This window comes from Bilifractor sp. HCP3S3_D3 (genome assembly GCF_052063915.1).
In the GTDB taxonomy this organism is placed as follows: domain Bacteria; phylum Bacillota; class Clostridia; order Lachnospirales; family Lachnospiraceae; genus Bilifractor.
In genome coordinates this window covers 21,379-47,011 of sequence record NZ_JBQHWP010000012.1, presented here as the reverse complement: position 1 = coordinate 47,011, position 25,633 = coordinate 21,379, and the positions used below count along the sequence as shown (strand labels likewise).

General features: G+C 46.3%; 28 protein-coding genes. 5 read left to right on the top strand and 23 right to left on the bottom strand.

The features are described 5' to 3' along the window. The first annotated feature begins 105 nt into the window (after positions 1-105). The 5 genes from ACTNDI_RS08555 to ACTNDI_RS08535 all read left to right on the top strand — a co-directional run bounded on the left by ACTNDI_RS08555 (position 106) and on the right by ACTNDI_RS08535 (position 3,326). On the top strand, positions 106-1,101 hold the full coding sequence (locus ACTNDI_RS08555) for a hypothetical protein (RefSeq protein WP_441100567.1): 996 nt from the start codon (positions 106-108) through the stop codon (positions 1,099-1,101). Positions 1,102-1,124: 23 nt separating this feature from the next. Then, a complete protein-coding gene (locus tag ACTNDI_RS08550) occupies positions 1,125-1,286 on the top strand; it encodes a hypothetical protein (protein WP_441100566.1) in 162 nt (53 codons plus the stop codon). 124 nt (positions 1,287-1,410) lie between these two features. Next, a complete protein-coding gene (locus ACTNDI_RS08545) occupies positions 1,411-1,590 on the top strand; it encodes a hypothetical protein (RefSeq protein WP_441100565.1) in 180 nt (59 codons plus the stop codon). Between the two features lie 353 nt (positions 1,591-1,943). Then, the gene (locus tag ACTNDI_RS08540) at positions 1,944-2,279 is read left to right on the top strand and encodes a DeoR family transcriptional regulator (protein WP_441100564.1); all 336 of its coding nucleotides are present in this window, start codon (positions 1,944-1,946) and stop codon (positions 2,277-2,279) included. A 306-nt stretch (positions 2,280-2,585) separates the two neighbouring features. After that, the gene (locus ACTNDI_RS08535; protein WP_441100563.1) at positions 2,586-3,326 is read left to right on the top strand and encodes a hypothetical protein; all 741 of its coding nucleotides are present in this window, start codon (positions 2,586-2,588) and stop codon (positions 3,324-3,326) included. A 200-nt stretch (positions 3,327-3,526) separates the two neighbouring features. On the opposite strand, the gene ACTNDI_RS08530 is transcribed toward ACTNDI_RS08535, so the two are convergent. The 23 genes from ACTNDI_RS08530 to ACTNDI_RS08420 form a co-directional block, all read right to left on the bottom strand. Beyond that, a complete protein-coding gene (locus ACTNDI_RS08530) occupies positions 3,527-3,973 on the bottom strand; it encodes a hypothetical protein (protein WP_441100562.1) in 447 nt (148 codons plus the stop codon). An 81-nt stretch (positions 3,974-4,054) separates the two neighbouring features. Further along, positions 4,055-4,528, bottom strand: a complete 474-nt coding sequence (locus ACTNDI_RS08525; RefSeq protein ID WP_441100561.1) for a VanZ family protein — start codon at positions 4,526-4,528, stop codon at positions 4,055-4,057. A 15-nt stretch (positions 4,529-4,543) separates the two neighbouring features. Continuing rightward, a complete protein-coding gene (rfbC, locus tag ACTNDI_RS08520; protein ID WP_441100560.1) occupies positions 4,544-5,158 on the bottom strand; it encodes a dTDP-4-dehydrorhamnose 3,5-epimerase in 615 nt (204 codons plus the stop codon). 261 nt (positions 5,159-5,419) lie between these two features. Then, positions 5,420-6,445 (bottom strand): dTDP-glucose 4,6-dehydratase, encoded by a 1,026-nt coding sequence (gene rfbB, locus ACTNDI_RS08515; protein ID WP_441100559.1) that lies wholly within the window; start codon positions 6,443-6,445, stop codon positions 5,420-5,422. 4 nt (positions 6,446-6,449) lie between these two features. Continuing rightward, positions 6,450-6,938, bottom strand: a complete 489-nt coding sequence (locus ACTNDI_RS08510) for a GNAT family N-acetyltransferase (protein ID WP_441100558.1) — start codon at positions 6,936-6,938, stop codon at positions 6,450-6,452. Between the two features lie 6 nt (positions 6,939-6,944). Continuing rightward, the gene (locus ACTNDI_RS08505) at positions 6,945-8,399 is read right to left on the bottom strand and encodes a lipopolysaccharide biosynthesis protein (protein ID WP_441100557.1); all 1,455 of its coding nucleotides are present in this window, start codon (positions 8,397-8,399) and stop codon (positions 6,945-6,947) included. 7 nt (positions 8,400-8,406) lie between these two features. Next, entirely contained in the window at positions 8,407-9,489 is a 1,083-nt protein-coding gene (locus ACTNDI_RS08500; protein ID WP_441100556.1) for a DegT/DnrJ/EryC1/StrS family aminotransferase, read from the bottom strand. 21 nt (positions 9,490-9,510) lie between these two features. Next, entirely contained in the window at positions 9,511-9,969 is a 459-nt protein-coding gene (locus ACTNDI_RS08495) for a sugar 3,4-ketoisomerase (RefSeq protein ID WP_441100555.1), read from the bottom strand. Positions 9,970-10,020: 51 nt separating this feature from the next. Then, on the bottom strand, positions 10,021-10,935 hold the full coding sequence (locus ACTNDI_RS08490; RefSeq protein ID WP_441100554.1) for a glycosyltransferase family 2 protein: 915 nt from the start codon (positions 10,933-10,935) through the stop codon (positions 10,021-10,023). A 56-nt stretch (positions 10,936-10,991) separates the two neighbouring features. Beyond that, complete coding sequence (locus ACTNDI_RS08485; RefSeq protein ID WP_441100553.1) at positions 10,992-12,314, bottom strand: O-antigen polymerase; 1,323 nt, start codon at positions 12,312-12,314, stop codon at positions 10,992-10,994. Positions 12,315-12,329: 15 nt separating this feature from the next. Next, a complete protein-coding gene (locus tag ACTNDI_RS08480) occupies positions 12,330-13,241 on the bottom strand; it encodes a glycosyltransferase family 2 protein (RefSeq protein WP_441100552.1) in 912 nt (303 codons plus the stop codon). A gap of 2 nt (positions 13,242-13,243) precedes the next feature. Continuing rightward, positions 13,244-14,020: a DUF4422 domain-containing protein gene (locus tag ACTNDI_RS08475; protein WP_441100551.1), complete on the bottom strand. Its 777-nt coding sequence runs from the start codon at positions 14,018-14,020 to the stop codon at positions 13,244-13,246. Further along, the gene (locus tag ACTNDI_RS08470; RefSeq protein WP_441100550.1) at positions 14,017-14,877 is read right to left on the bottom strand and encodes a glycosyltransferase; all 861 of its coding nucleotides are present in this window, start codon (positions 14,875-14,877) and stop codon (positions 14,017-14,019) included. Before ACTNDI_RS08470 ends, ACTNDI_RS08475 begins: the two co-directional genes overlap by 4 nt. Continuing rightward, positions 14,874-15,689 carry a glycosyltransferase gene (locus ACTNDI_RS08465; RefSeq protein WP_441100549.1) on the bottom strand — a complete coding sequence of 272 codons (816 nt, stop codon included), beginning with the start codon at positions 15,687-15,689 and terminating at the stop codon, positions 14,874-14,876. The genes ACTNDI_RS08470 and ACTNDI_RS08465 overlap by 4 nt, the downstream gene beginning before the upstream one ends. Positions 15,690-15,761: 72 nt before the next feature. Beyond that, entirely contained in the window at positions 15,762-17,267 is a 1,506-nt protein-coding gene (locus ACTNDI_RS08460) for an exopolysaccharide biosynthesis polyprenyl glycosylphosphotransferase (protein ID WP_441100548.1), read from the bottom strand. Between the two features lie 232 nt (positions 17,268-17,499). Continuing rightward, a complete protein-coding gene (locus ACTNDI_RS08455) occupies positions 17,500-18,435 on the bottom strand; it encodes a hypothetical protein (protein ID WP_441100547.1) in 936 nt (311 codons plus the stop codon). A 167-nt stretch (positions 18,436-18,602) separates the two neighbouring features. Continuing rightward, positions 18,603-19,337, bottom strand: a complete 735-nt coding sequence (locus ACTNDI_RS08450) for a CpsB/CapC family capsule biosynthesis tyrosine phosphatase (RefSeq protein ID WP_441100546.1) — start codon at positions 19,335-19,337, stop codon at positions 18,603-18,605. A 2-nt stretch (positions 19,338-19,339) separates the two neighbouring features. Then, positions 19,340-20,071: a CpsD/CapB family tyrosine-protein kinase gene (locus ACTNDI_RS08445; protein ID WP_441100545.1), complete on the bottom strand. Its 732-nt coding sequence runs from the start codon at positions 20,069-20,071 to the stop codon at positions 19,340-19,342. Further along, positions 20,071-20,895 carry a YveK family protein gene (locus ACTNDI_RS08440; RefSeq protein ID WP_441100544.1) on the bottom strand — a complete coding sequence of 275 codons (825 nt, stop codon included), beginning with the start codon at positions 20,893-20,895 and terminating at the stop codon, positions 20,071-20,073. The genes ACTNDI_RS08445 and ACTNDI_RS08440 overlap by 1 nt, the downstream gene beginning before the upstream one ends. A gap of 147 nt (positions 20,896-21,042) precedes the next feature. Then, positions 21,043-22,599: an LCP family protein gene (locus ACTNDI_RS08435; RefSeq protein WP_441100543.1), complete on the bottom strand. Its 1,557-nt coding sequence runs from the start codon at positions 22,597-22,599 to the stop codon at positions 21,043-21,045. Between the two features lie 236 nt (positions 22,600-22,835). Further along, on the bottom strand, positions 22,836-23,792 hold the full coding sequence (locus ACTNDI_RS08430; RefSeq protein WP_441100542.1) for a ComEC/Rec2 family competence protein: 957 nt from the start codon (positions 23,790-23,792) through the stop codon (positions 22,836-22,838). Beyond that, positions 23,789-24,532 (bottom strand): IspD/TarI family cytidylyltransferase, encoded by a 744-nt coding sequence (locus ACTNDI_RS08425; RefSeq protein ID WP_441100541.1) that lies wholly within the window; start codon positions 24,530-24,532, stop codon positions 23,789-23,791. Before ACTNDI_RS08425 ends, ACTNDI_RS08430 begins: the two co-directional genes overlap by 4 nt. Before the next feature lies 1 nt (position 24,533). Further along, on the bottom strand, positions 24,534-25,625 hold the full coding sequence (locus ACTNDI_RS08420; protein WP_441100540.1) for an NAD-dependent epimerase/dehydratase family protein: 1,092 nt from the start codon (positions 25,623-25,625) through the stop codon (positions 24,534-24,536). Between the last annotated feature and the right edge of the window lie 8 nt (positions 25,626-25,633).

Here is a 25,633-nt window from a genome sequence, read left to right as displayed (position 1 = left end):
ATTTGCAAATTTGTTTCGCATTTTGCTTGTAAAATTGAAATGGCTGTGATATGATACTTGCAGATAGTTGAGAAATATCAAAATTATGAAAGGCAGGTAATAAAGATGTTCTTCTTTTTCTTCTTCCTTACAGATCCGTCTGACTGGGAACAGAAACTTCTGCCGAACTTCGAAGCACTCAAGGTACTGATAGATGAGGCTATGGCGGGCAGAACACTTGAAGAGTTCGCTGCCCTCTGCGGAACCAATGCGTCCAAGCTTTCCCGCATTCGGACAGGCAAGTTCAAGAAGCCGCTTGATGTAGAACTGCTGCAGGCAATCGCCGCCAACGCTCCGAAGGGCAGCAAAGCCACTCTCGCTAACCTGTTATACGCCAACGGCATGAGGCCAAAAGAAGGTACCGAAGCAGCTTCTCAGTGCAACGAGGTCAAGGAAAAGACCAAGGACTTGAAGCCGGTTGCTGAAACATCTGACGCTGTTGTCGTAGCGCCTCAGCGAGAACAGAATTTCGCCAGAAAGCGCATGCTCGAAAGACGACAGCAGGAGGATCGTATTCGTGAGCTTATCACCTCAGCTCTTTTGAAACGCGGTGCTCAAGTCTATGTACAACAGCTTCGAGGGCTGGATGACGAAATAACAACCCCCTATGGATATCGGGTTTATCCGGATTTCCGATTTGGAGTTGATATCTTTGAAGGCATCAAGGAATGGAATATTGATATTCTTCCCATGGCCAGCAGTGCTCAAATGCCTAAGAGCTTTATCCAGAGACGTGTGCTCGAAAGATTGGCGTCCTACTTCGTCATAGATTCATGGTCTCCTGAGGTTTTTCAGGACACGAAGACAACCTTTGTATTTACGAATGAAGATACCTACAATGCAGTCAAGGAGAAGCTTCTGAACGCCAGACCGAACAACTGCTTCACGATGATGTTGATTGACAATGGTCAGATCGTAGAGGAAACAGTTATCGGCACTAAGAAATGGCGCGACGTTCTGCTTTCTGATATACCGGAGAGCAAGCCTGAGGATGACTTCAAGGATCCCATGGACGTCATGAGATGGCACGGTTACAACAACGGGGAGGACGACAATAATTGAACAGAAACGTAAGGAGGGTGCCGATGGGCAGAACTGATGCAGATGAAACACGACGAGCCGTAGACCTGTACAGAAAGGTAACGACAATGCTGGATACCGACAACGCAGAGGTCAAGGTCAGAAAAGCGAAGAACGGTGAGCTGAGAATCGTTCAGCTGAACTGCGGAACTACCGCTACCGTTTAACATATATGTTGCTGACGCCGATTGGGGCGTCGTAGAAGCCGATTGGGGCTGGGATGTATGAGTCGATTAACGTGACTCAGATTACCCAGCCCTTATTTTATCCACTGAGGAAGGAGTAAAGCCTATGGATGAAAAAGTAACCTACAAATGTCCGGAGAATAAGAGCCACTGCAAGTTCAGGAAGAACTGCACCGCTCTCATACTTCCGGCCCCTCTCACGCAGCCGTTCCCGATGTACATCAAGTGCCCCGCCAGACACGAGGAGCACCTGTTCATCATCCAGCCGGAGAACAAGGCCGCCTGAGAGCACTGCATGAGATCCATTGACAACTGAATACTGCTGAGTTACTCGATGAGAAGCCGCTCTGTCGCGCTTGGGATCAGAACTCTGAACCAACCTTTTATATAGGTTCAGATATTCGATTACAGGACGTCAGAGCGGCTTTTCTTATTTTTGAGTCTTTCTCACATATTTAAGTTAGAGGTTTCCGGGAAATGAACTTCGCATATTAGCACTGAGGGGCTTTCAGAAATAGCGCTGGATCGCGCTGACATAATACAGAAAAGTTTTTCAGAAAGATTCCCAAAGTGTCCATGAGCTGAACACTTTGACCGGTATCCTTCAGACATCAGATAGGGAGAGGGGGTGATGAACAGTTGGCAGCAGAAGCAGAACGAAAGCTGGCCATGAGAGATTATCTCTCGCAGGTCCGCCATACAACGTTAGCTGAGCTGATGGATGAATTCCATGTCAGCAAGTCAACTGTTCGTCGCGACCTCGACTATCTGGAGACAGAGCTGAATGTCCCGCTGCTGAGAAATCAGGGCAATAATGGCGGGATCTCAGTAATGGACGGATGGTCCGCCCAGCGGATTTATCTCTCCCCGGCTCAGGAGCAGTTACTGCAGAAGCTGCTTCCAACGCTGGCGGATGACGATAAGGCCACGATGGAAACCATCCTTCAGAAGTTCTGTAACCCGTGCTCCAGATGAAAGAGCACATCAACCCGTGTTCCGGATGAGTAGTCATCTCTGAACATCACCCGCGCAGCCGGTAAGCTGCCTTCTCTGGTGCGGACCAGCTACCCGCTCCTGAGCATGACTTACAAACATGGCCTGATCCGAACCCCGGGTCTTTCACCGGTGACGGCCATCATATGCAAAACCAGCGAAATGTGAAAGTAACGCTGGATCACTTACAAACGCGGAGAAATCCGAATGAGGTGGTCCAATGTCAAAAACTTTGAGCTGGCTGTCGTCATTTTACGGTTCTCCGCACGACAACGGAGGATACGTAAAATGTCAAAAGCAGTCGTAATTTTGTTCCTTGATAACCTGAATAACGTCGTAGCAACACCCTGCACCGATCAGCAGAAGGCAGTAAAGCTTACCGCCGAACAGAGCTCTATGCTGATGAATCTTGGCATCACTGAAATCATCATCGATCTGAACGGAAAGCTGGCTCCCCACAAGGGAAAGGTTCTGGACTACTATCCGATGGATCATGATGCAGTGAAGTTCAACCACATCCCGTCCTGCCTGATCGTTGCGGACAAGTACAACGTCTCTGAAGGCTCCGGCATCGTCATGGTCGTTGAAGTCGAGGCGAAGATCAAGAAGTACAACCAGAATGATATCCGTACTACAAACCTTCAGTACGAGGAAGACACCAGATGCCAGATTCCCGGAAAGCGCAAGGAGCTCGTCGTCTGCCGCAAGAAGTGCGATGCCAACTGCCCGTACTTCACCGAAAGGGAGGAGCGTTCTCGTAAGCCCGTTTCTTATGGGATACTGGAAGAGAACGGTTATGAAGCCGTCGCAAAGGAAAATACTGAGGAAACCGTAATCTCCAAGATGATGTGCGAAGGTTTCTACGAGAGCCTGAAGGATGACAAGCATGCCAACGCCGAGCAGATTGCAGAAGGTCTTGCGAAGGGTGATAAGCCGACAGAGATCGCAGCCGATCTGGGTATGAAAGACCAGACGGTCTACTCCACCTGCAAGGCGCTGAAGAAACCGGCAGCTAAGTACTTCAAGTAATCTTGACGCAAAGAGCCTCGGAAGCCGTGGAGCGATACCACAGCCGCCGAGGCTCTTCTATTCAACATATGTTAGTTTTATCTAACCGTGTGGCAAAAAAATACCCCAGAGCGGCCTGAAAACCACTCCGGGGTGTTGTTGTTCTGTGTGTCGTTGTTTTTCTGTGTGTTATGTTCTGTGTATTGTTGTTCTGTGTGTTGTTATTTTTTCCTCTTCTCTCTCCACCGCTCAACTCTTCGAGCATTTCCGCTTTTCTCTTCCAGGTCATAGACCACCTTATTATATGGAAGGTACGTCTTCACCAGCGTTTCCGACAGACCAAGTTCCATGGCCACCTTCGCCACCGATTTATACTTTGCATAAAGGTCTGCAACCTCCCGACTCCGCTCTGTGGTCCAGCATCCGCCAGTGATCAGAATCTTTCGAATCTTTGCCGTGGACAGATTGTAACCGTAATCCTCCAGCTCTTTCTTAAATGTTGCCAATGATGTGTGGTTTGCCGTCTTCCCCGGAGCCCAGTCGTCCCCTCCAATGCTGCTGTCCTCCTCACGATCGTCATATACATCGTCATATAGAGTGCAGATCTGTTCTATAAAGTCTGCACTTGGATTCTTCTTTTCACGCCTTCGACCATCGTCTTTTTTCATGTCAGTTCCTTTCTAGTCACACATTACAAGTCACACATGCTAATCCCGAGCCCCGGTGCGGAACTGCCGCAGTACCGAGGCTTATATGTCTGTCATTCGCTTACATCCCCAGAGCAGGATGACTCCAATCCCCGCTCCTACTGTATTCGCTCCCCAGTCATTAAGATCGAACATACCGAAGCCGGTGAGTTCCTGCAAGAGTTCGATGGTGAGGGAGAGGGATGAGCAGATCAGGATCGTCATCCATGGTTTCTTACATCTTACCAAATACCCCATCGGCACGAACAGCATCACATTCAGGATACACGCCTCCCTGTAGCTGCTCGTCTTCATTCGGAAGATTTCATAAGCTGCGTTCACCCACCAGTGTTGCACTACCGGAGTCGATGTCGCTACTACTGCTTCTGTCGTAGTGGTAAGTTCCATCCTTGACAGGAAGGTGTAGTAGAAAAGAGCTATAAGGTAGACGATACATACCACCGGATAAAGCTTACGTTTACGACTAAGGAAAAAGCCTACAACTATGAAGGTGAGAAATACAATATATCTAAGCACCAACGATCCTCATCATTACAGATCAAACTTGAAGGTATCCTTCAGTCCCGCCCACTTCTGATCCTTATCAGAAAGATTAAGCGGTGTCCCATCATCTAAGTGATAACCCTCAGCAGAAGGCGTGCCCTTGTACTCTCCTACCAGGTGTGGCCATGTAATACCAATCTCCGGATCATTCCAAGACATGCCGCCTTCATCGTTCGGATGCCAAAAATCATTGACCTTGTAGCAGAACTCTGCCTCATCAGATAATACCAGGAATCCATGAGCAAATCCTTCCGGAATCAGAAACTGCTTCTTGTTCTCGGCAGTCAGCTCAACGCCATACCACTTTCCGTAAGTCTTTGAATCTACTCTGAGGTCAACAGCTACATCAAACACAGATCCTCTAACAGCACGGACCAGTTTGCACTGAGGGAAATGTTTCTGGAAATGAAGTCCACGGAGAACGCCCTTCGTGCTCATTGACTGATTGTCCTGCACAAAGTTGATATGGAATCCTGCTTCTTCCATGTCTTTCTGATTATATGTTTCCATGAAGTATCCACGTGCGTCACCATGAACTGCAGGAGAAATCACACACAGCCCTTCAATTCCACCGACATTCTTTTCTACTGTAATCTGACCCATTGATAAACTTCCTTCTCAAATCTTGTGATTTGGATTGTGAATCTCGTCTAAGATAATCTGATTGAACCTATTTGCATCTCCGTTGCATTCTATATATGCTCTTTCGAATAACTCTGCATACAGATCGAAATTCCAATTACTGCTTTCTATAAGAGACTTTGTTTCTGACGACAGAGCACCCCGAATAACATTTATTTGTTCCGTCCCCAATGAACTGACATGCAAGATCGCTCGTAACTTATCTTCAAACTTCAAGATTTCTCACCCCAGCACTTCCCTGCTACCATACATCTTCTGGTAGTAGTTCTGATATTCACCTGAAACAATGTCTTCCCACCAAGCCTTGTTATCCAGATACCATTGGATCGTCATCTTGATTCCATCAGCGAACTTCGTCTCAGGCAGCCAGCCAAGTTCATTATGGATCTTAGTCGGATCGATAGCGTAACGCTGATCATGTCCTTTACGATCTGTGACATGCTCAATAAGACTGTACGGCTTTTCCAAGTAATCGCAAATCAGCTTTACAATATCAATATTGTGCATCTCATTATGTCCGCCGATGTTATAGACCTCACCGACTGTTCCCTTACGGATGATCAGATCAATTGCCTTGCAGTGATCCTCAACATACAACCAGTCACGGACATTCATTCCTTCGCCATATACAGGAAGAGGCTTATCTGCCAATGCGTTAGCAATCATAAGCGGGATAAGTTTCTCTGGGAACTGATAAGGTCCGTAGTTATTGGAGCAGCGGCTGATTGTCACCGGCAGACCATAGGTTCTGTGATATGCGTTGACGAGAAGATCCGCAGATGCTTTGGAAGTGCTATACGGGCTCGAAGTATGAATCGGTGTATCTTCATGGAAGAACAGATCTGGACGGTCAAGAGGAAGATCACCGTACACCTCATCTGTGGACACCTGGTGATAACGCTTGATTCCGTACTTTCTGCATGCGTCCATTAGGACCGATGTCCCGATGATATTTGTCTCAAGGAAGATCGTTGGATTCTCAATGGAACGATCCACATGAGACTCTGCGGCAAAATTCACAACGATGTCCGGATGCTCTTCTTCAAAAAGTTTGTACACACCATCTCTATCCCTGATATCGAGCATTACGAAACGGATCTTGTCCATTACAGGAGCAAGGGTCTTCAGATTGCCCGCATAGGTTAATGCATCCAGGCAAACAATCTTATCCTCTGGGTGTGCTTTCAGTTCGTAGAAAATAAAGTTACTTCCGATGAAACCTGCTCCACCGGTTACAATAATTGTCATCTTCCTATCTCCTATTTTTTATTTCGTACCAAAAATAATGATCTATTTGGGATTTGGTATAATTTTCTAAATTATCTGGTGCCTTACACCTATGATATCCATTTTTATCATAAAATCTAACTGCTCTACAATTTTCAGGAGCAACACACCAATAAATACATTTCAAGCCTCGAGAAAATCCTTCTCGAATTATTTCCGACATTCCGAATGATGAGTACCCCTTTCCCATTGCACATTTACGAATTGTTATTGCAAACTCGGCTGAATTCTTATGAATATCCTTCAAGCTAACAGTACCCATATACTCATCATTGTCGTCAACAATGGCAAGGTGAAGGTTCTCTGTTTCATTCTTTGCAATGTTAATAAACGTCTTACAATCATCAATATCCTTTGCTGCAAAGTTTGTCTGCAGGAAATGCACCACGGAATCATCATGCATCCACTCAAGCATCAACGGAGCATCTTTTTCTTCAAGCTTTCTTAATCTCATAAACCTTTATCTCTTTTTTATTTTCCCCATCAGCATCTTCACTTCATTCCTATATAGATAAACGAAGGCAGCGCTGAAGGCTATCGCCAGCAATGTTCCAAGGATTATATTCCTTGCGCAGATCCATCTCCATAAGAAAAAATAGACTGCCATAAGCACTGACGCCAGGATGAACTTTCCGCTTATCACCATCAGCTTCATCTTCAGCAGCACCAGGACGCAGAAAACGTCAGATACCACATATCCAAGAAGCGATGCGATAGCAGCTCCTTCGATTCCTATTCTAGGTATCATAATAAAATTAAAGACGATATTGAATACCGCTCCGCTTGAAAGAATGAACAGATTCGGCCATGTCTTCTTCACCACGAGGAACTGGTTGGCAATGACCTGAAACAGCATCTGAAGAAGCGGTGCCAGATACAGATACGGCGCTACAATGAATCCTTCCACATACTTTCCGGTGAAGAACAGCTTATAGATTCCGTAGCTCCACGCACAAATAAAAGTAGCAGTAATGAAAGAGATGATGCCAAGGTACTCGAATATCCGCGAGTTTGTCTTGACCTGGTCATCCTCCTTCATCGTGCTGAATGCAAAGAACTGCCATCCTCCGGCAAATGCTGTATAGATAAGCTGGCTTGCCATTCCAAGTTTCGCGCCAACCGCATAGATACCGGAATCTCCGATGCTCATGAGGTTCGTAATCATAACCCTGTCGCTGGAATTAAAGACCCAGTAGATGATGAAGTTAGGGAATAGCGGTACTGCGATAGCAAGTAATTGTTTTAAGAGCTTTCCATCTATTTTCTGTAGCTTAAACCAGCTATGGTTCAGAAACCAGAAAGTAAGTTCCATGACGGCAGCTGCGATAGCTCCCGCAAGAGGTAAAGCAATAACATAGTATCCTCTAAGCAGCAGTGGAATTGAAATGCTGTATGAGAGAATCGGTGAAACAGTGTTAGTAATTAGAAAAATCTTCCTCTGGTTCTGCATTCTGGTAGGCGCGGAGATTATTCCATTTGTGGCCCCTACCAGAGTAGCTATCGCCGTAATGTACACAACATAAGCGTATTTCTTATCGCTAAAGAAAAATTTAGCTATCTGAACACGAAAGATCAGCATTAACAAGAAAACAATTACCGATGTGATCAGCGTGAATTCAAAAGCATTCGAGCAGACCTTCCTCTTGTACTCCTCTTCATCCTTCTCAAAAAACATCCTGTACATGGCGTCGTACATGCCCATGATCGCAATGGCGCTGGTGAACGACATAACTGTGTTCGACATATCGCTGATTCCAAAATAAGTGGAATCCGGCATCAGCCTAGTCACGATCGGAAGCATGATGAGAGGAACGATTTTGCTGATCACCCCTCCGAGTCCATATACGAGCAGATTGTCAATAAAAAGTTTTAACTTACTTTCCTTCTTTTCAGTCTTTTCAATTTTGTCTGCCATCTTCTAATCACTTGAACTCGTTGATTGCGTCAATCACATACTGCACTTCGTCATCGTTCATGCCATAGTACATCGGAATGCTGAGCTCCGTTGCGCTGATCTCTTCCGCTATCGGGAAGTCGCCATGCTTGAAGCCGAGACTCTTATAGCACTCCTGCTCATGCATAGGGATAGGATAATGCTCATTCGTACCGATTCCATTGCTCTCTAGATAAGCCTTCAGATCATCTCTTCTCTTGCATCTGATAGCAAAGATATGCCAGACAGGTTTTGTATCCGGATCTACATAAGGAAGGATAACCTCAGGATTCTTGATACCATCCAGATATTTCCTAGCAGTAGCCCTTCTGTTGTCATTCACCTTGTCAAGGGAAGGAAGCTTTGCGGCAAGGAACGCTGCCTGCATCTCATCGAGACGGCTGTTGTTACCCTGATAAATGTGATGATACTTGTAGTCAGAGCCATAATTTCCAAGTGCACGGATTTTATCAGCAACTTCCTTATTATTAGTAACTGCTGCTCCAGCATCGCCAAGTGCTCCAAGGTTCTTGCCCGGGTAGAAACTGAATCCAGCCGCATCACCAAATGAACCGATTCTCCTCCCTTTATATGTAGCACCATGAGCCTGAGCACAATCCTCGATAAGGAATAAGCTTCTCTCCTTACAGATCTTTACAAGCGGGTCCATATCACAAGGCTGTCCATAAAGGTGAACCACTACGACAGCTTTCGTCTTATTTGTTATTTTTTCTTCTATCCTGCTTGGATCAATATCATATGTCCGGATATCAGGCTCTACAAATACAGGTGTGGCTCCTGTATAGGTAACTGCAAGTGCTGTAGCAATAAAGGTATTTGAAGGTACGATCACTTCATCGCCAGCTTGGATTCCAAGTGCTTTCATGGAGAGCATAAGCGAATCCAGACCATTTCCACAACCTACAGCATACTTAACTCCGCAATATGAAGCAAATGCCTCTTCGAAAGCCTTATCCTCTTCGCCCTCGATATACCAAGATCTTGTATACACTCTTTCAAAAGCCACACGAAGCTCTTTATCAAGCTCCTTCTCTAGTGGTTTAAATGTCACAAACGGGACTTTCATAATATTTTAATCCTTGCCTTTCTTTCCATCTTCGGTAACGGTACCTTCTGCTACTGTAGTATCTCCCGTATTCTTCACGAATTCAAGGAATTCATCATAGTCCCTGATGTAGTCGGATTCATCATAAAGCTCCGAGGCAAGAACCATGAGAACGGCATCCGGGGAAAAGTCATACATTTCTCTCCACATGGCATTTGTCACATAGAGCCCCTCATAAGGTTTTTCAAGAGGAACGATTTTCTTCTCTTTTCCATTATCGAGCAGAATCTTACAGCTCCCGTGGATACAAATTAATATTTGCTGAAGAGACTTGTGAGCATGTTTTCCTCTTGTAACGCCAGAAGCAGTATCATACATATAGTAAACACGCTTAATTCGAAAAGGAATATCCTTAAATTCTTCAAGCGCTACTAATTGTCCTCGATCATCACCATGCGGTTGAAATACATATTTGATTACTTGCATATTAGTCCTCAGCTATTATTATTTCTATTAATCAAACGGGAAAATCCATTTTTATAGTGAATCATAAAGGCTCCAAAACCGTTGTTCATTGCCATTTTTCAGCTTATTCAGCACTCTTTTGCCTAAGTATTTAAGCAGCAATAACAGTTTATGGTTATCAAACAAACATCTCTGAATACTCTTCTGATGTTCATAGCTTTCTAAAAATAACCCTAACACTAACTTATCTTTATTATCACTTAATGATTCATAAAAAGGTAAAATAACATTTGACCTTAATCTATCATCATCTGCAATCAACTGGGGACTCTTTCCACCAGCGGACGCTCCGTTCTCCCCATAAACTATTGAAACATTGTTAATAAATCCAATTTTATATCCCATTAAAAGGGATTTAAGTACAAAGGGGTGATCTTCCATTAGACGATATGTTTCATCAAAATAATTCATTTTTTCAAGAAACGATTTTTTATAATATATACAAGCTCCAAAAATGATGTTTTCACACATTTCCCTGAAGAGAAGAATACTATCATTTTTTTCTAACAATTCGCAATCTCGAGAACTTGGTACTATTGCATTCGAATATTGGCCTTTTCTTTTAGTAGTACAAATACCATAATCGATATGGTGTTCAAAGAAATCATTAATATCTTGCAATACATTATTATTAGCAAAACAGTCATCTTGAGAGAGCGGAATTATTATTTCTCCAGACGCTATTTTTATAGCATTATTAAAATTTTTAACAGTGCCTACATTATTATCATGGTGTATTAAAATAATATTTAAAGTTGGAAATTGATTGATTATTTCTAACATGTTTTCTTTGCAATAATTTGGCGATCCATCATCAGAAATTATTACTTCAATTTGATCTTTAAAAATTTGATTTTCAATACTTGCTAATGTGTGTGCCAAGTTATCAAATTTATTATATGTTAAAGTAATAACAGTCAACTTCATTTCTGCACCTATGTCTTTGCAATGTTTAATAGTTTATATGAGAGCTGTCCATATAATTAATATTTTATGGGTTTAGAAATAGTGATACGATCAATAAATAATCTAACAAAAATAACAGCAATAACAAATTTAACAAAGTATAAACTGATAAGCTGATTAAAAAACCTATTCGAAAAAAAGGAAAATAATATACACGGGATAAAGTATGAATACAAGACTGCACTCATTGGAATCCGCTTTTTTTTGTAGCCTATAGTTAACTTATAAAAAACATGCATGATGATTGAGGAGAGTAAAGGCAGTATAAACACGCCAAACCATCCAAGATCATACCAATAGCTTGAAAATGCAGTATAAACATTTCCAATTGAATTACCATTAATAAAATTCCAAGGCATCGACGGAGTTTGCTCTGCCAGAAATTTTTCTGAAAAAAGATTTGAGAAATCGTTAAAAAGTGAACTAAATGTTGAATAATGAATTCCATCCCAATTGATATATCTTTTAATAAATGTATCTAAATTTATCAGAGGACCGCCAATATATACTGCCGTTTCATAAGATGCCCCTTTGATAGCTGGTCTACCTAAAGCGATTCCTAATATAGGTAATAACGAAACAATCGCGATACCGGCTATAATTACTCTTACAAGCAATTTAAAAGAAATGTGAATCTTATCGTACTTATATCCCAGCAGGAAATAGACCCCGAAGAAGGCAACGATGAAATTGAACATGCCTCCTCGTGCTCCGAGAATTCCCTCGAGAAGCAGGCTTAGAATTAGGTTGATCAGGACTATGATGCTGTTCTGCTTGAACTTGTTCACCAGATTATAAGCCAACACATAGATGAGGCAGTATCCGATTGCGCTCGATGTCAGTCTGAAAAAGCTGAGATACTGCGGTATCTCAATCACCCTACCAAAATCTGCTGTCTGTGATCTGTAATAATAAATTTTCGCAGCTAGGTTCCCTCCGGGCATGTTTGAATTCATAAACAGAACATATCCCGCCAAAGTTAAGAGCTGCATTACGATGAATATTATCAACTTCCAGTTTTCGATTTCAAATGGCAGGATTTCCTCATTCTCCTGTGCATAACCGGATCGCCATTTCTTCTTGCTGATGACAAATCGCACCCGGCTGTTTTCCAATACCCATGATGTGACGAAAAAAGTAAAACAGCCAAGGATAATGGCACCGACTGTCGTGCTACCTAAGTTGATAGACCATTCCTTCGTATAGAAGAAGCAGAAGAAAACCTGAAGCACAAAGCCAACGACAAAGGCAAAAGATGGCGACAGAAGATATTCGAATTCGTGCAGCGAAAGAAACATCAATGCCATCAATGGAATGAATAAAATAATAAGGGACGCCATATATCTCCACCAAAATTATACAAACAAGCAGGTAAACAGATTGTCCGGCTCTATATAGGAATTCTTCACGAGCGATACAGCTCTGACGGCGGCCGGTTTGCTCATAATTGCAGAATATCTCATAAGTCTAGAATCTTTTGGTACCAGATTGAGAAGCTTCTGCATTTGCCTCTGGCATAACTCTGCTTGTGTCTTCCTGCTATGTATGGACTTATTGAAGTTCTTGATGTATTTCTGTGCTTTGCTAAAATAATTATTGCTATCTGCTCCAAGAACGTTGTTGCCATGCTGACGGTATTTCATGAGCGGCTCCTCAATGTATATAATTCTTCCCAAGTAGGCAGCAACAAGCATCAGCCACCAGTCATGCATCACAAAATCATCTGGCGAGACGACAGGGATGGCCTTTAATAATAGCTCCCTGTTCACGCACATCGTGCAACCCGCTGCAACATTCCTATATGTCAAACTATTAGGAAACTTGTTGTAATCCTTCATGTTTTTATGAATCGAATTCTGTGCAGGCACCAGCTTCTTATCCACAATTTCCTGAGCGCAAAACGCCAGTGCAGGCCTATCTGTACTGCTGATTTGTTCGATCTCTACCGCCACCTTCTCCGGCAACCAAACATCATCCTGATCGGAGAATAGAATATACTCTTCGTTGCATGACCGCATGTAATAATTGATCAGTTCAAAGAAGTTATATTTTGATCCATGCCTAACGCTTTCGGTCGTAATCAGGATAAAATGTTCCGGGTCTTCCTTGACAAACGATTTAATAATCTCAACCGTATGATCAGAGGATCCGTCATCTCTTATATAACACCTGAAGTCCCTGTATGTTTGCTTCTGGATAGACTTTAATTGTTCTTCTATATATTTTTCTCCATTGTAGGAGGCAAGTAAAATTGCTGCGTTAGGCATTCTTATCTCTTCTTTACCAATCTTCTCAGTCGGTTGGCATTGTATTTGAATACAGTCTCATCACGAGTCTCCGTATTAAAAACCGGATACTCTTTCACTGAAAACTTATTATGATCCACAAAGACCTTCACCATTCTCTCGGACAGGAATCCATATACCCGTCTCTGGTAGTCGTCCTTGTACTTGTTCAAATCAATGTGTTTTTCAAGCTCGAACAACACTGGGAACACCCACGCGCAATATTGGTCTAGCACCCGCTTCCGGCAGATCATCATATTCGCGTAGTAATATTCTTTTGCTGACATTGCCTGATCGAAGGAAGGAAGATACTCCGGACAAACCGTAAATATCGAATTTCTAAGCAGGTCTATATCCTCACCCAAATGCTGATATGCATACACCTCTCGCGTTGTTCGTATTGCTTTCTTTCTCTTCGGTAATATAATATCGTTTTCTAAAAGGGCACCTTCTATCGTGCTGTAACGCAAAATCTTAGGCATCCGATTAAAATATGTGTAAAGATAGTACTCTTTATTCGTAGTAAAATACCTACGATAATGTACAAGTCCGGTAATCTCTTCCGGATCTGTAGTATCATTTTTCCAAATCCAGTAGAGTCCTGTAAGCTCGCAGAAGTTCGGATTCCTGCTTGAGATGTTGATTCCAGTATCATCCCTCAGGTATTCAGGACTGCAGTTATCATTCAACCCGACATGAAGAATTTTGTAGTGTTCATCTAAATTTGCATCGAATTTCTTATGCGTGATAACATAGATCATGTACTTAACTCTCCATTGATATGGCGAAAATAATCGTGCAGTCCTTTTGAGATGTAATGAGCCCTGGCTCCCTTATCAGGCAGCATTACCAAGTGCAAGATCGGTCTGACTGTCACCTGTGCTATGAAGCGTGCCTTGTATTTTGCAGGAGTATATTTCTTTCCTATAAGTTTCAGGCAATCCCTTGTCTGATAATACTCTCTTATCGGAGCGCCTTCTTTTGCCCGGACAACTCCGGCGGATACTTCTTTACTCCCGATCCTATGAGAGAAGGTTACTTTCTCGGTATAGCAAACTTTATAGCTATGAGACTGCATCCTCCAGCAGAGATCCCAATCACAGAGATCCAAAAACAGATCCTCATTCCAGAAGCCTATTGACCTGAGCACTCCGTACCGTGTAAGCATTGAGGAAGTCTGCACTGCATCCGTAACATAGGTCCTCCCCCCGAGCTTTTGCAATTTAGCCTGCTGGTAATACTGATTTGAGCTCAGATTGAAAATCGAAGGGATGAGGCAGCCAACCTTGATTTTTTTCTTAAGAAGTTTCTTATATTCAGCAACAAGAGTGGAAATATGATCTTCTTTTATGGAAGAATCCTGATCAAAAAAGATTACGTAGTCCTCAGCCTTCCAACCGTACTTATCATCCTTCAGCACTCTGTTGAAAGCCCCAGACAATCCGAGATTCTTATGCACCGTCGTATAAATCACAGACGGGATGCCTTCGAACATCTCAAAATGATCATCTCTACTGTTATCGCAGAGGATGACCCTATCCGTCTGTGTTACGAATCCCTTTACATGATCGACAACCGACTCGTCCGGGTTGTACAGCGTTACAATTGCGCTTATCATTTTCTCAGCACCTTTTTGTACAGCATCTCTCGCACCCAGTTCGGCGCCATCGCACCAACTGCTCTGCTTGTTACCGCCTGATAATATTCGTTCTTACTTATATACCCTTTATTGAGCATGTAGCTGAATAGCTTTTTCTCTGACTCGATATACTTCCAACCGCCACGCCTTCCATACAATTCACTCCCAGCCCGCATCCACAGGACAGGTTCCGGAATGTTGTACCCTTGACTCCCCTTCAAGATCATACGAATCCATAAAAAATAATCCTCTAGCAAGTAGAAGTCCTTATACCCACCAGCGGCTTCCACTGCAGATTTCCTGTACATGACTGCCGGATGATTGAAAGGATTTCGCTTTTTGGCGAACTGAACTATCTCGTCATTCGCCTCGGGCAGAACCCGCCTGCTGTACACTTCATCCGGAGAGGTTATGAACTCCTCGATAGTTCCGCTGACAATGTCTACATCAGGATGATCTGCAAAGACCTTCAACTCTTTCTCACAACGGTCTGCCCTGCTGATATCATCTGAATCCATTCGGGCAATCAGCTCGTGCTGGCAGTACTTCATTCCCTCATTCAAAGCATTCCCAAGACCACCATTTTTCTTGAGCCGGACTACATGGAGTGTGCTATAATTTTCAATAACAGAATCGAGTTCCGGAATGAGAGGTCCATCACATACCAGTACAAAGTCATCTGTGGGCACAGTCTGATTGAGAATACTCTCAATGCTCTGTTGCAAATATTCAGGTTTTTCTTTGTAATAAACGGACATTAAGACCGAATATTTGTCGTCCACAATCGCCACAATAACTACCTACTCTCTCCCTCACCAATTCGTTACAAAACAGTTCTGTTCATAAAAGATATGGACCCTGAACTACCTCTTCTCCGCATCCTGCTGTTTCGGAACCTCAGTATTTCCAAGGCTTTCCGCGCTTGCAGTGGTCTGCCCTTCTGCGACGCCCTCGGTGCTCTCCTTCATAAACAGGATTTTCACTGTTGCAAAAATGATCTTCAGATCTTCCGCCAATGAAGGCTTACTGATATACATTAAATCCATAAGAAGCTTGTCATAAGGTGTGGAATTGTATTTTCCGTAAACTTGCGCATATCCAGTCAGCCCACATTTACACTGAAGTCTGAGTTTAAACTCAGGCAATTTCTTCTCATATTCTTTAGCAATCTCTGGTCTTTCAGGTCTCGGACCAACGATGCTCATGTCACCCTTGAGAATATTGATCAGTTGTGGGAGTTCATCCATACGGCAAGCTCTGATGAATCGTCCGACTTTTGTTATTCTCGGATCATTCTCCCCAGTACTGAGTCTTGCCACTCCATCCTTTTCAGCATCCATGCGCATTGAACGAAATTTCAGCACATTAAACTCACGTCCATCCTTGGTAAGTCTCACCTGCTTGTAGAATGCTGTACCGCCATCGCTTCTGATGATAATAGACAGGATGATCATGAGGGGACTTAAGATCACAAGTGCCATACCACTCAGAACAATATCACAGAATCTTTTAATAGCTAGGTACTCAGGTTTTGGATCGTATCTTCCAACAAGAAGCATCGGAAGATGCATCAAGTGAAGCTGTTCTGCTCCTGAAATAATCACATCGCCGATTCTTGGAATAACAAAAGCTCTGATGTTATTTGCAACACAGAACTTCACGATCTGATTTCTCTCATGACTGTGAATACTACAAAGGAATACCAACTGGGCTTCTTTGAGTTTATTATTCATATATCGGTCATCAACTTTATCTATCGGAACGACATTGATAACCTTATATCGACTGTCTAATCCATTTTCTTTTATTAGTTCATCTACGCCATCAAGCTCATCATAAATGACAATGGTTTTTTTCCTTGCATAATGTCTAAAGAACCACTTATGCGCTACTGTTGACCAAATTGCAATAATAACAATATCGAGTGCCAGGCATAGAAGCATAGGCAGTAAATTCGGCAATCTTCTGATAAGAAGGACTGAAATAAAATAAATCAGAAAGTTTGATATTACTGCTGCTAATGTTTGCGAGTATATAATTTCCGATATTCGGGAAATATGTAAATAAAAGCCTTGATATATATGAGCCAAATAATAAAAGAAAAGCGCGTAGAGGAAAATCATCACAATATTGCCGACTCGATAAAATGGTTGCATATAAACTAATGAGGAGTAACAATGCATCCAAATGATACCATATACAATTACTATGACTAAAACATCCAGAAGCTTTACAAATCGAACCAATACACGGTTTTCATTTTCTACTTTCCCATTCCGGATACCGGTTCCTAATTTTGATTTTGCATTTTTATCTTCGTAATTTTTTTTTCGAACCGGAAGCTGATTGAAGACTTTCTTGTCCTTCATGATCTTACCTCTTCCATATGTGTTTTTCCTCTATACCTCAAAAAAAGTTGATGATTGAGCTTTTGATTCAAGCATAGCTTGATTAAATTTTGTAATTATACTTATTGATCTGCAAATAATATTATTACACGATAAGTATGTCATTAGCATAACACCGATGCTCACTAAAGTAAATGGTGAACCGACTAATTTAACATCTCTACAAATACATCGCATATTTGTGCATGATCCGTCAGCTGATATAGCCAAGCTCCTTCAGTTTATTAAAGATCGTCTGAGCAATCTGCTGTCTTCCATCGTTGGTCATCATCGATGCAGTCACGGTGCTGTTCAGGCTGATGTAGTGATTGCCGAATGCCTGGGTCATGGCCGTGTCATAGGCGCTGTGATCGGTCCAGCCGGACGGGTAGGATCCCAGAACCAGGTAGTCCCTGGTTCCGTTCTCATAAGTCGCGAGAACTGCCTTTTCCTGTTCGATCAGCTCGTTCAGGTCATTTCCCCAGCCTCCGTGGTATCCCATGGTAAGGACCGGAAGATAGGATTTGTCGTCACGGTCCTTGAGATATTCACTGAGATCCGCGCGGACGATGGTGTCGTAGCTGTCGGTCAGACCATTCTGCGTGTGATTGTTGATGTAGTTCTGAACGGTCTGCTGGTCGATACCTGCGAGGGACATCTGGGAAAGGGTTCCCGCCATGTCCCAGGTATCATCCTCCACCGTCATATCGGAGCCTGCAGCCTGAAGAAGGGCCTGGAGCTTTGCCGGATAACCGTTTGCTTTGTCCGCGTCATCCTCCATGTAGCTGTCGCCGCGGATACTGATGGCGGTGTAGCTGGTCTTCTCATTCTTTGTGTCAGATGCGGATGACGAGGAGACGGAAGTTGCGGATACTGCGGACACAGAAGACGAGGAAGAGGACGACGACGTGGCCGTGCTGTCTGTTTCTTCCGGTGCTGCGCTATCCGAAGCGGAGGATCCCGAGACGACGGTCGTCTCATAGGTGTTGTTTCCATCCTGCATCATGGCCTGCGTTGCCTTTGTCTCCAGTTCCTTTGTTGTTTTCTTCTGCTGGATATGGCTTACCATCAGAAGCGCTGCAAGGACCAGCGCCAGAACGACACAGCATAGTGTCGTTAGAAATTTTTCAAATCCCGAATCATGATTCATCGCTTTTCCTGCTTCTCCTCACTTAATTGATCGTATCCGCCCGGGTACAGAAACTGTCTGTCTGATCTGATGATTGCACCGTATGCCGATACGGATTTTGTATTATCCTATTGCTGCATGATATGGACCTCTGTTAATCCATCATACTGCATGATACAGGTCCTCTGTTATTCCATTGCCGCCTGATAGATGGCCGCATTATTCTCCAGAATCTCGTCCGACTGTCTTCCGAGGTGTTCCTTTCGCAGTATCTCCAGACCGTCCTTCATATTCGGGCACCGGCTGTCGAGATTATGAGAGTCAGTTCCGAGGATCTGGGTGATGCCGTTTCGCACCATGGTCACCGCGCGGCGGCGGCTGCTTCGATGCAGCAGGGCACCGGCGTTCATCTGGATCAGGACATCCATCTCCAGAAGTTCCCCGATGGCGTCCTCTCCCGCGTATTCCGGAAAACGCTCCAGGTGCGCGATGACCGGCCGGATTCCGTTCGCGATCAGGACGCGGACATCCCGGAGCACGCCGGAGGTCCACTTCTCAAAAGGCATTTCAAGCAGCAGATAGCGGGAATGACCCATGCAGAGCTTTTCCAGATCCGGGTCACAGACCAGTCCGTTGTGGTAGGCTGCTTCCGCCCCGAGTCCGATCCGGCCTTCCCAATCAGGCAGTTCTTCTTCGATCCAGCCCTGCAGCTCGTCAAATGCTCTCTTCCGTCTCGCAAGAAAGTCAGAGATGGACTCGGTCGGATAATAGTGCGGAGTGGCAATCAGTCCCTCGCAGCCCTGCCGGATCTCCTCCCGGAGCATGCCGGCGGACATCTGTAGATCTCTGGCGCCGTCATCCATGCCCGGCAGAATATGCAGATGCAGATCATAAAATGGTTTCTTTTCCTGTCTGAACAGCATAATTACTTCTTGTAATACCCCTTGTAATAGCCTTTGTAGTAATGGCCTCCTTCCGAGGTCACATCGTTGTATACAAAACCGAGAACCTTTGCCTCCGCCAGATGCAGCTGTGAAAGCGCATCCTCAAGGGCAGGCATCTCGGTGATCTGATGCCGTACCGCGATCAGGAAGCCGTCCGCGTACCGGGACATAATCGAGGCATCTGCAACGGTTGTGACGGGCGGGAGGTCGATCAGGATATAGTCGTAGAGCTTCCTGAACTGCTGGATCAGTACTTTCATCTGGTTTGACTGTAAGAGCCAGGTCGGATCCGGCGGAATATTTCCGGCCGGAAGGACATCGAGACCGTTCCTTACGTTTCTCCGAAGGGCTTCCGAGATCTGCGCGCCGCCGATCAGGGTATCGGAAAGGCCCGGTACCGAGCGGATCTCCAGCTTTGTGCCTACCGTCGGCAGACGGAGGTCACATTCGATTAAGAGGACCTTCTTGTTGAGCTGAGCGAAGGAAATGGCGGTGTTGATACAGATCGTGGATTTTCCGTCGTGCGCCTGGGCGCTGGTTACCGCGATGACCTTGCACCCTGTTCCCGGAAGGGAGAAGGTGATATTGGTACGGAGTGCCTTGTAGGCTTCCTGAACCGGCCATGGAGACTTGTCGGAAAGGATCAGCTTGGTTTCTGATTTTTCGATGGAATTGGAACGTCCGGACGTTCTTCTGTTGTCAAATACTCCCATTATCTGCGGTCTCCTTTCCTGTTTTGCGCCCTGTAGTAATATCTCTCCCGGCCGGTGTTACCTTTCACCGCCTGCTCGTAGTTCGGAATCGTTCCAATGATGGAAAGGCCGAACCGTGTCTCCAGCTCCTGGGCATCCTTTACACGGGTGTCCATCAGGCTGCGGACAACGACGATAATCATCATCAGCAGCATACCGATGATGAAGCCGACCGCGACGTTCTTCGTCACACTGGGGCTGTACTGCTGCGTCGCCATGACCGGTGCGGTCACGACCTTCATGGAGGATCCTTCTACGATGCTGGCGATGTAGTCCGGAGCGATCTCAGCGATGGCCTTGGAGAGATGGTAGGACTCCTCCGCGGACCCGGTTATCACGTAAACCGTTACGAGCTGTGTGTTCTGCTCGATGTCGGTCGTGATATCATCGGATATGTCCTTATACTCGTATTTGGAATCGAGACCTGCCTTCTTGAGTGCGTCCTCGATAACCGGACGGCTCTTCATGATGGAGGCGTAGGTGTAGGTCAGACTCTGCGCGGCGCTCACGTCTCCGCTCTGCAATGTCGTCGTATCCTCACTGCTGCTTGTACGGTTGTTGACGAAGGCGGTGAAGTAGGAGCGGTAGGTTGGCTTGATAGCGAACATGGTCACAGCCAGTGTGATAATGGCAAACGCGAGTGCAACCAGCAGGATCTTTCCGAAGTTTGCTCCGATCGTCCGGAATACGTCTGTCAGATTGATCTGAATAACGTTGTCATCCGGCTGTCCGCCCTGGATCGGCACGTTTCCGGTCGTTCCGGTCCGTTTACTGTTGTCTTCCATTCTCTTTTTCCTCCATCTCTCAGTGTGTGTCTCTGTATTTATTTGTCACTGTATCTCTTTGTAAAAGTATTTCTCTGGTTCTTTCTTAGATTGACATTCTGCCGGCAATCTTCCTGTCATCGGTCTGCTTCCGGGATGTGAACCGTCTTATCCGATATCTGAATCACTCAGCGTCTCCCCGTTCATCACCTTGTCGATCAGATCGACGCCCTTCTGCACCATATCCTTGTTCTCATACATGACATAGGCCTTCATGCTGGGCATGGAATATGTGTATTCTGATCCGCCCGTTCCGGTGACTGCGTAGGACTTCACATTCCAGGAACGGTTGTCATCGATCTGCATCTTCACAAGGGAGGCAATGTCATCGGAAGTGAGGTTTGTAACGAACATGCCCTGGAGGCTGTCGAGAACCTCGTTGTAATGAAGCAGCAGATTCGTGCTGTCCCCGGTGATCTTCTGGATGACTGCAGTGATGACGCGCATCTGGTTTCTGCCGCGCTCATTGTCTCCGGAACTGAAGGAGTGCCGCTCCCGCGCGAAGACGAGGGCCTGCGCGCCGTCCATGGTATTCGGTCCTTCGTTGAAGGAATAGCCATTCGCTTCAAACGCCTGCGGCGAATCCACGGTGATGCCGCCGATGGCGTCGATCAGCGTCTCAAATCCGGTGAAGTTGATCTGCCCGTAGTAATCCACATCTTCCTGATACAGATCGGCGAGTCCCTTCATAGATACATCGATGCCATAGATGCCGAGGTGAGTCAGCTTGTCAAGCTGGCCGTCTCCGGCGGGGTTCGGGATGTAATAATCCCGGGGCGTATTCAGAAGGAGGATCTGCCTTGTCTGGGGATTGACCGCCATCAGGATGTTCACGTCGCTTCGGCTGGTGTCCAGCATCTGGCTTCGTGTGTCTGAGCCGCTGATGTAGACGACGAACGGATCCTTCGTGATGTCGGAATTCGCCGCCTTCTGGTTGAGTTCCGTTTTCTCGTCAGAGCCTGAAGATGATGCTGACAGCCCGGTTTCACTGGCATCGATGGTCTCGGTTTTCTCCACCGGGATCTCGCAGAGAAGCCGTGTCTTGTCGGAGAAGTCCGCGTACTGCTCTGTGTCGGTAAGGGCGCTGGTATACGCTTCGTTCATGATTACTGCCTGGACGCTTTTGTCATACAGAGCCTGTGCGTTCTCGGTCATGGAAGGACGTGACACCGTCTCAATCTTTGAGCCGAGCTCGTTCTCTATGGACTTTACTGCCTGTGTGGTGTTGTCCTGGTCATAATCAGCCATGATGCCGAAGCTGTAGTTCTGCGCGTCCTGGATGCTCTGGGCCTTGTCATCTTTGAGCACATAGACGCCGACCATCGCCTGCAGCGTTGTCTTTGTCGTTGTGACCGTCTGTACCGTCTCATCCACCTTGTACATTACAAGGGAAGCCGCGAGAGAGCCCACAGCCATGACTGCTGCGAGCACACAGGCGATAATCCTCCGAACCTTCCGGGCTCTGTGTGGTCCGTGGCCCAAACCTGCGAATAAAAGCAGACACGATAAAAGGACCATTGCTGCAAGTACAGCCACGGCTGCCAATACGTATTTATCCGGCAGCATGTTCAGCCAGATCAGCCGGTACGCCGCGAATGCCTCCAGTACAATCTGAACGGTAAGAACACTGCATGCGATCGGCAGCCATTTCTTTTTTGGCAACATAAAAACTGCTTTCCCCCTAACCATGGCTCATCCGGACAGAACAGATAAGAATGCCCATGAAAAGCCAAAATATCACAATGCTTTTATTCTACTCCTATGTTCTTTTATCATGCAACCGAAAATATATTACAAATATGCCAATTATTGACAAGCTATTTTATTCATAATGTATAATATCTAAGACGCCGTCGCGGGTCAATATTCTGTTCTCACCATTCTGTCCTCATGCGTAACTGTTACTCAAGAACGACATGATTCGGCGCGGTGTGGAAGGAGTATACGGTCACGCCTTTTCCCTCGAACCAGGATTTGAGCTGTGGGGCGTCGTAGGTGCCGGTCGTGTCATTGAGGATCTGGTCGGGGCAGTCCATGAATGCTGTCTTCGGGTCGACGAGGTCGTAGAACCTGGTGTCCAGTCCCCAGTTTCCGTGGTGTCCGCATTCGACGTAATCGGATTTCAGATCGCCGGAATAAGAGGAAATGATCTCATCCTCCATCTCCTTCTGCACGTCGGCGCAGAAGAGCATGGAGGTTTTTCTGCCGGAGATCCGGAGCATCAGAGAACCGTCGTTCAGCAGATTGGCCTGCTGCTGTTCGGTTGCCTTGTCCCAGGCGTGCAGCACCTTCAAATGAAGTCCGATGAGGTCCAGCTCATCTCCCGCCTTCAGATAAGTGACGTTGTTCATTTTCTGCGTCAGTCGGTTGAAGGTGTACCAGGTGTCGATACCGTCGTAATCGTGTGCGGTCTCCTCGTACCGCTTCTGGTTGATCTTTGTCGTGTAGATCTGGCCGATCGTGACGTTTGTGTCCGGATAGGTGGCCAGGATGGCGTTGAAGGCTCCCGCGTGATCCGGATGGGCGTGGGTGATTATCCACGCGTCCGCATGATAGTTATACTGTTTCAGGATGTTCAGAACATGCTGAGCGTCGGAATCATAGCCGCCGTCTACGATGACGAGATGGTTGTTCTGATCGGTAATGGTGTAAAAGGTTCCCTGGTTTCCGTTTGCCGGCGCGTAGGAGGTCACGGTCCACCTGTTTCCCGCGTGGCGGGTATGATACAGAGTAAGACCGAAGACGGTCAGAATGATGGCACACAGAAGGATGCAGGCGAGGATCTGCCTTTCCCTGCCCGGCTTGTCTGCGGCTCTGCCCGGGGAAGCCTTGCAATTCCGGATTTTCGAGTCTGTCATTCGTACTCTCCTATCTGATTATTCTCCCTTGCGTCGTACAGTGCCCGGAAGATGTAGAAGTCGTCGGGTGTGGTGATCTTGATGTTGTCGCTTCTGCCGATGACGACGTGGAGCGGCTTTCCGTACATCCGCATCATCGTACAGGAGTCAATGACGTTGTCCCTTCCCTCTGCCAGACACTGGCGGTGGGCCGCCAGAATGTCCTTCAGATAGAAGCTCTGGGGCGCCTTGGCGAACCGGGAGCGTGAGCGGTCGGGAACCGCGTCTACCTTCTCGGTGTCGTCCACAAGGATGACGGTCTCCTTCGCGACGGTACAGGTGATGGCCGAGCCGAACTCACGGACGGCAGTGATGTTCCGGCTGATGGTGTCCGCGTCAATCAACGGACGCACGCCGTCGTGAATCAGAACGACGGTTCCGTCCGTTCCGAAAGCTTCTTCCGCCGCGCATAGACCGTTGTAGATGGAGAGCTGTCCGGTTTTCCCTCCGGGAACGACGCTCTTCACCTTGTCGAGCCGGTAGCGGTAGATCATGTCGTTCATATAGTCGATCCAGCCCTTGATGCAGACCACGACGATGCCGTCGATCTCCGGATGATTCTCAAACTGCTCGATGGTGTGTACGATGATCGGCTTGCCGTGTACGAGCAGAAACTGCTTGGGCTTATCCTTTGTGTGCATGCGTCTGCCGGAGCCGCCGGCGAAGATAACAGCAATGTTTTTTCCGCTTCCTTCTTTCATGTCAAAGTCCTCTCTCGTCCATATCGCGTATCAGTCTCCGGTAGGCGTCCTCGAGTCCGATCTCCGGTTTCCAGCCGAGGGAACGGAGCTTTTCGGACGACAGGCGCATCTTCACATCCTGAGCGTATCCGTAGACATTTTCCTTCGGAATGTCGAAGACGACGCCGGATTTTCCGCCGGAGATTTTCTCGCAGACCATGCTCGCCATATCGGCGATGGTCGTGTGCGCCGCTTCGTTTGCCACGTTGTAGGCTTCTCCGCTGCTGCCCTTTTGCAGGATGATGATCAGTGCCTCGATAGCGTCGCTGAGGTAGCAGTAATTGCCGTCGGATTGGCCTTTCGTGTGCAGGACGATATCCTCTCCCTTTCGTATACTTCTGGCGAACTGCGCGAAGACGCGGTTCTCCGTCGGCAGTATGCCTGCGCCGAAGGTCTGTGCAAGCCTCGCGATCTTCACCGGCACCTGATATTCGGACAGGTAGGCGACGCACATATTCTCGCAGAGCCGCTTGCTTTCCGGATAATTGCTCCGTACCTTCAGCGGGTCGATGTATCCGAGGTCGTTCTCCGTCACGGGATCCATGCTGCAGGTGCCGTACATCTCCATCGAGGAAAGGTAGACCACCGAGCGGCATTTCTTTCTGGCGGCGAGCCGGAGAATTGTACGGGTCCCGAGAATGGCCGCGTCCAGCGTCTCCGCGGGCTTTGTGACCATCAGCCTTGAGGCGGTTATTCCGGCGGTGTGGAAGATGTAATCGACATCGCGTCCGGCGCAGATCTCTTCTGCGGACGCTTCGGTCAGGCTGCAGATCTCAAAGGTAAGGCATCTGTCCGTGATCTGCCGGAGTGCCGGACTTCCGTTTCGGAGATCGCCGAAAATCTGATCCGCCTTTTCGCGATTCCGGATCAGCGCAACGATCTGTATGCCGAGTCCCCGGACCGCGTTCAGGTACAGAAACGTCCGGACAAGATTCGATCCGACAAGCCCGGTGGCGCCGGTGATCAGGACGGTGCTGTCCTTCAGGGCCGCGTAATCAATGGCATTGCTTTCGGAGATCCGCTGCAGATCTTCTATATATACAGAGCTGAACATGACAAATC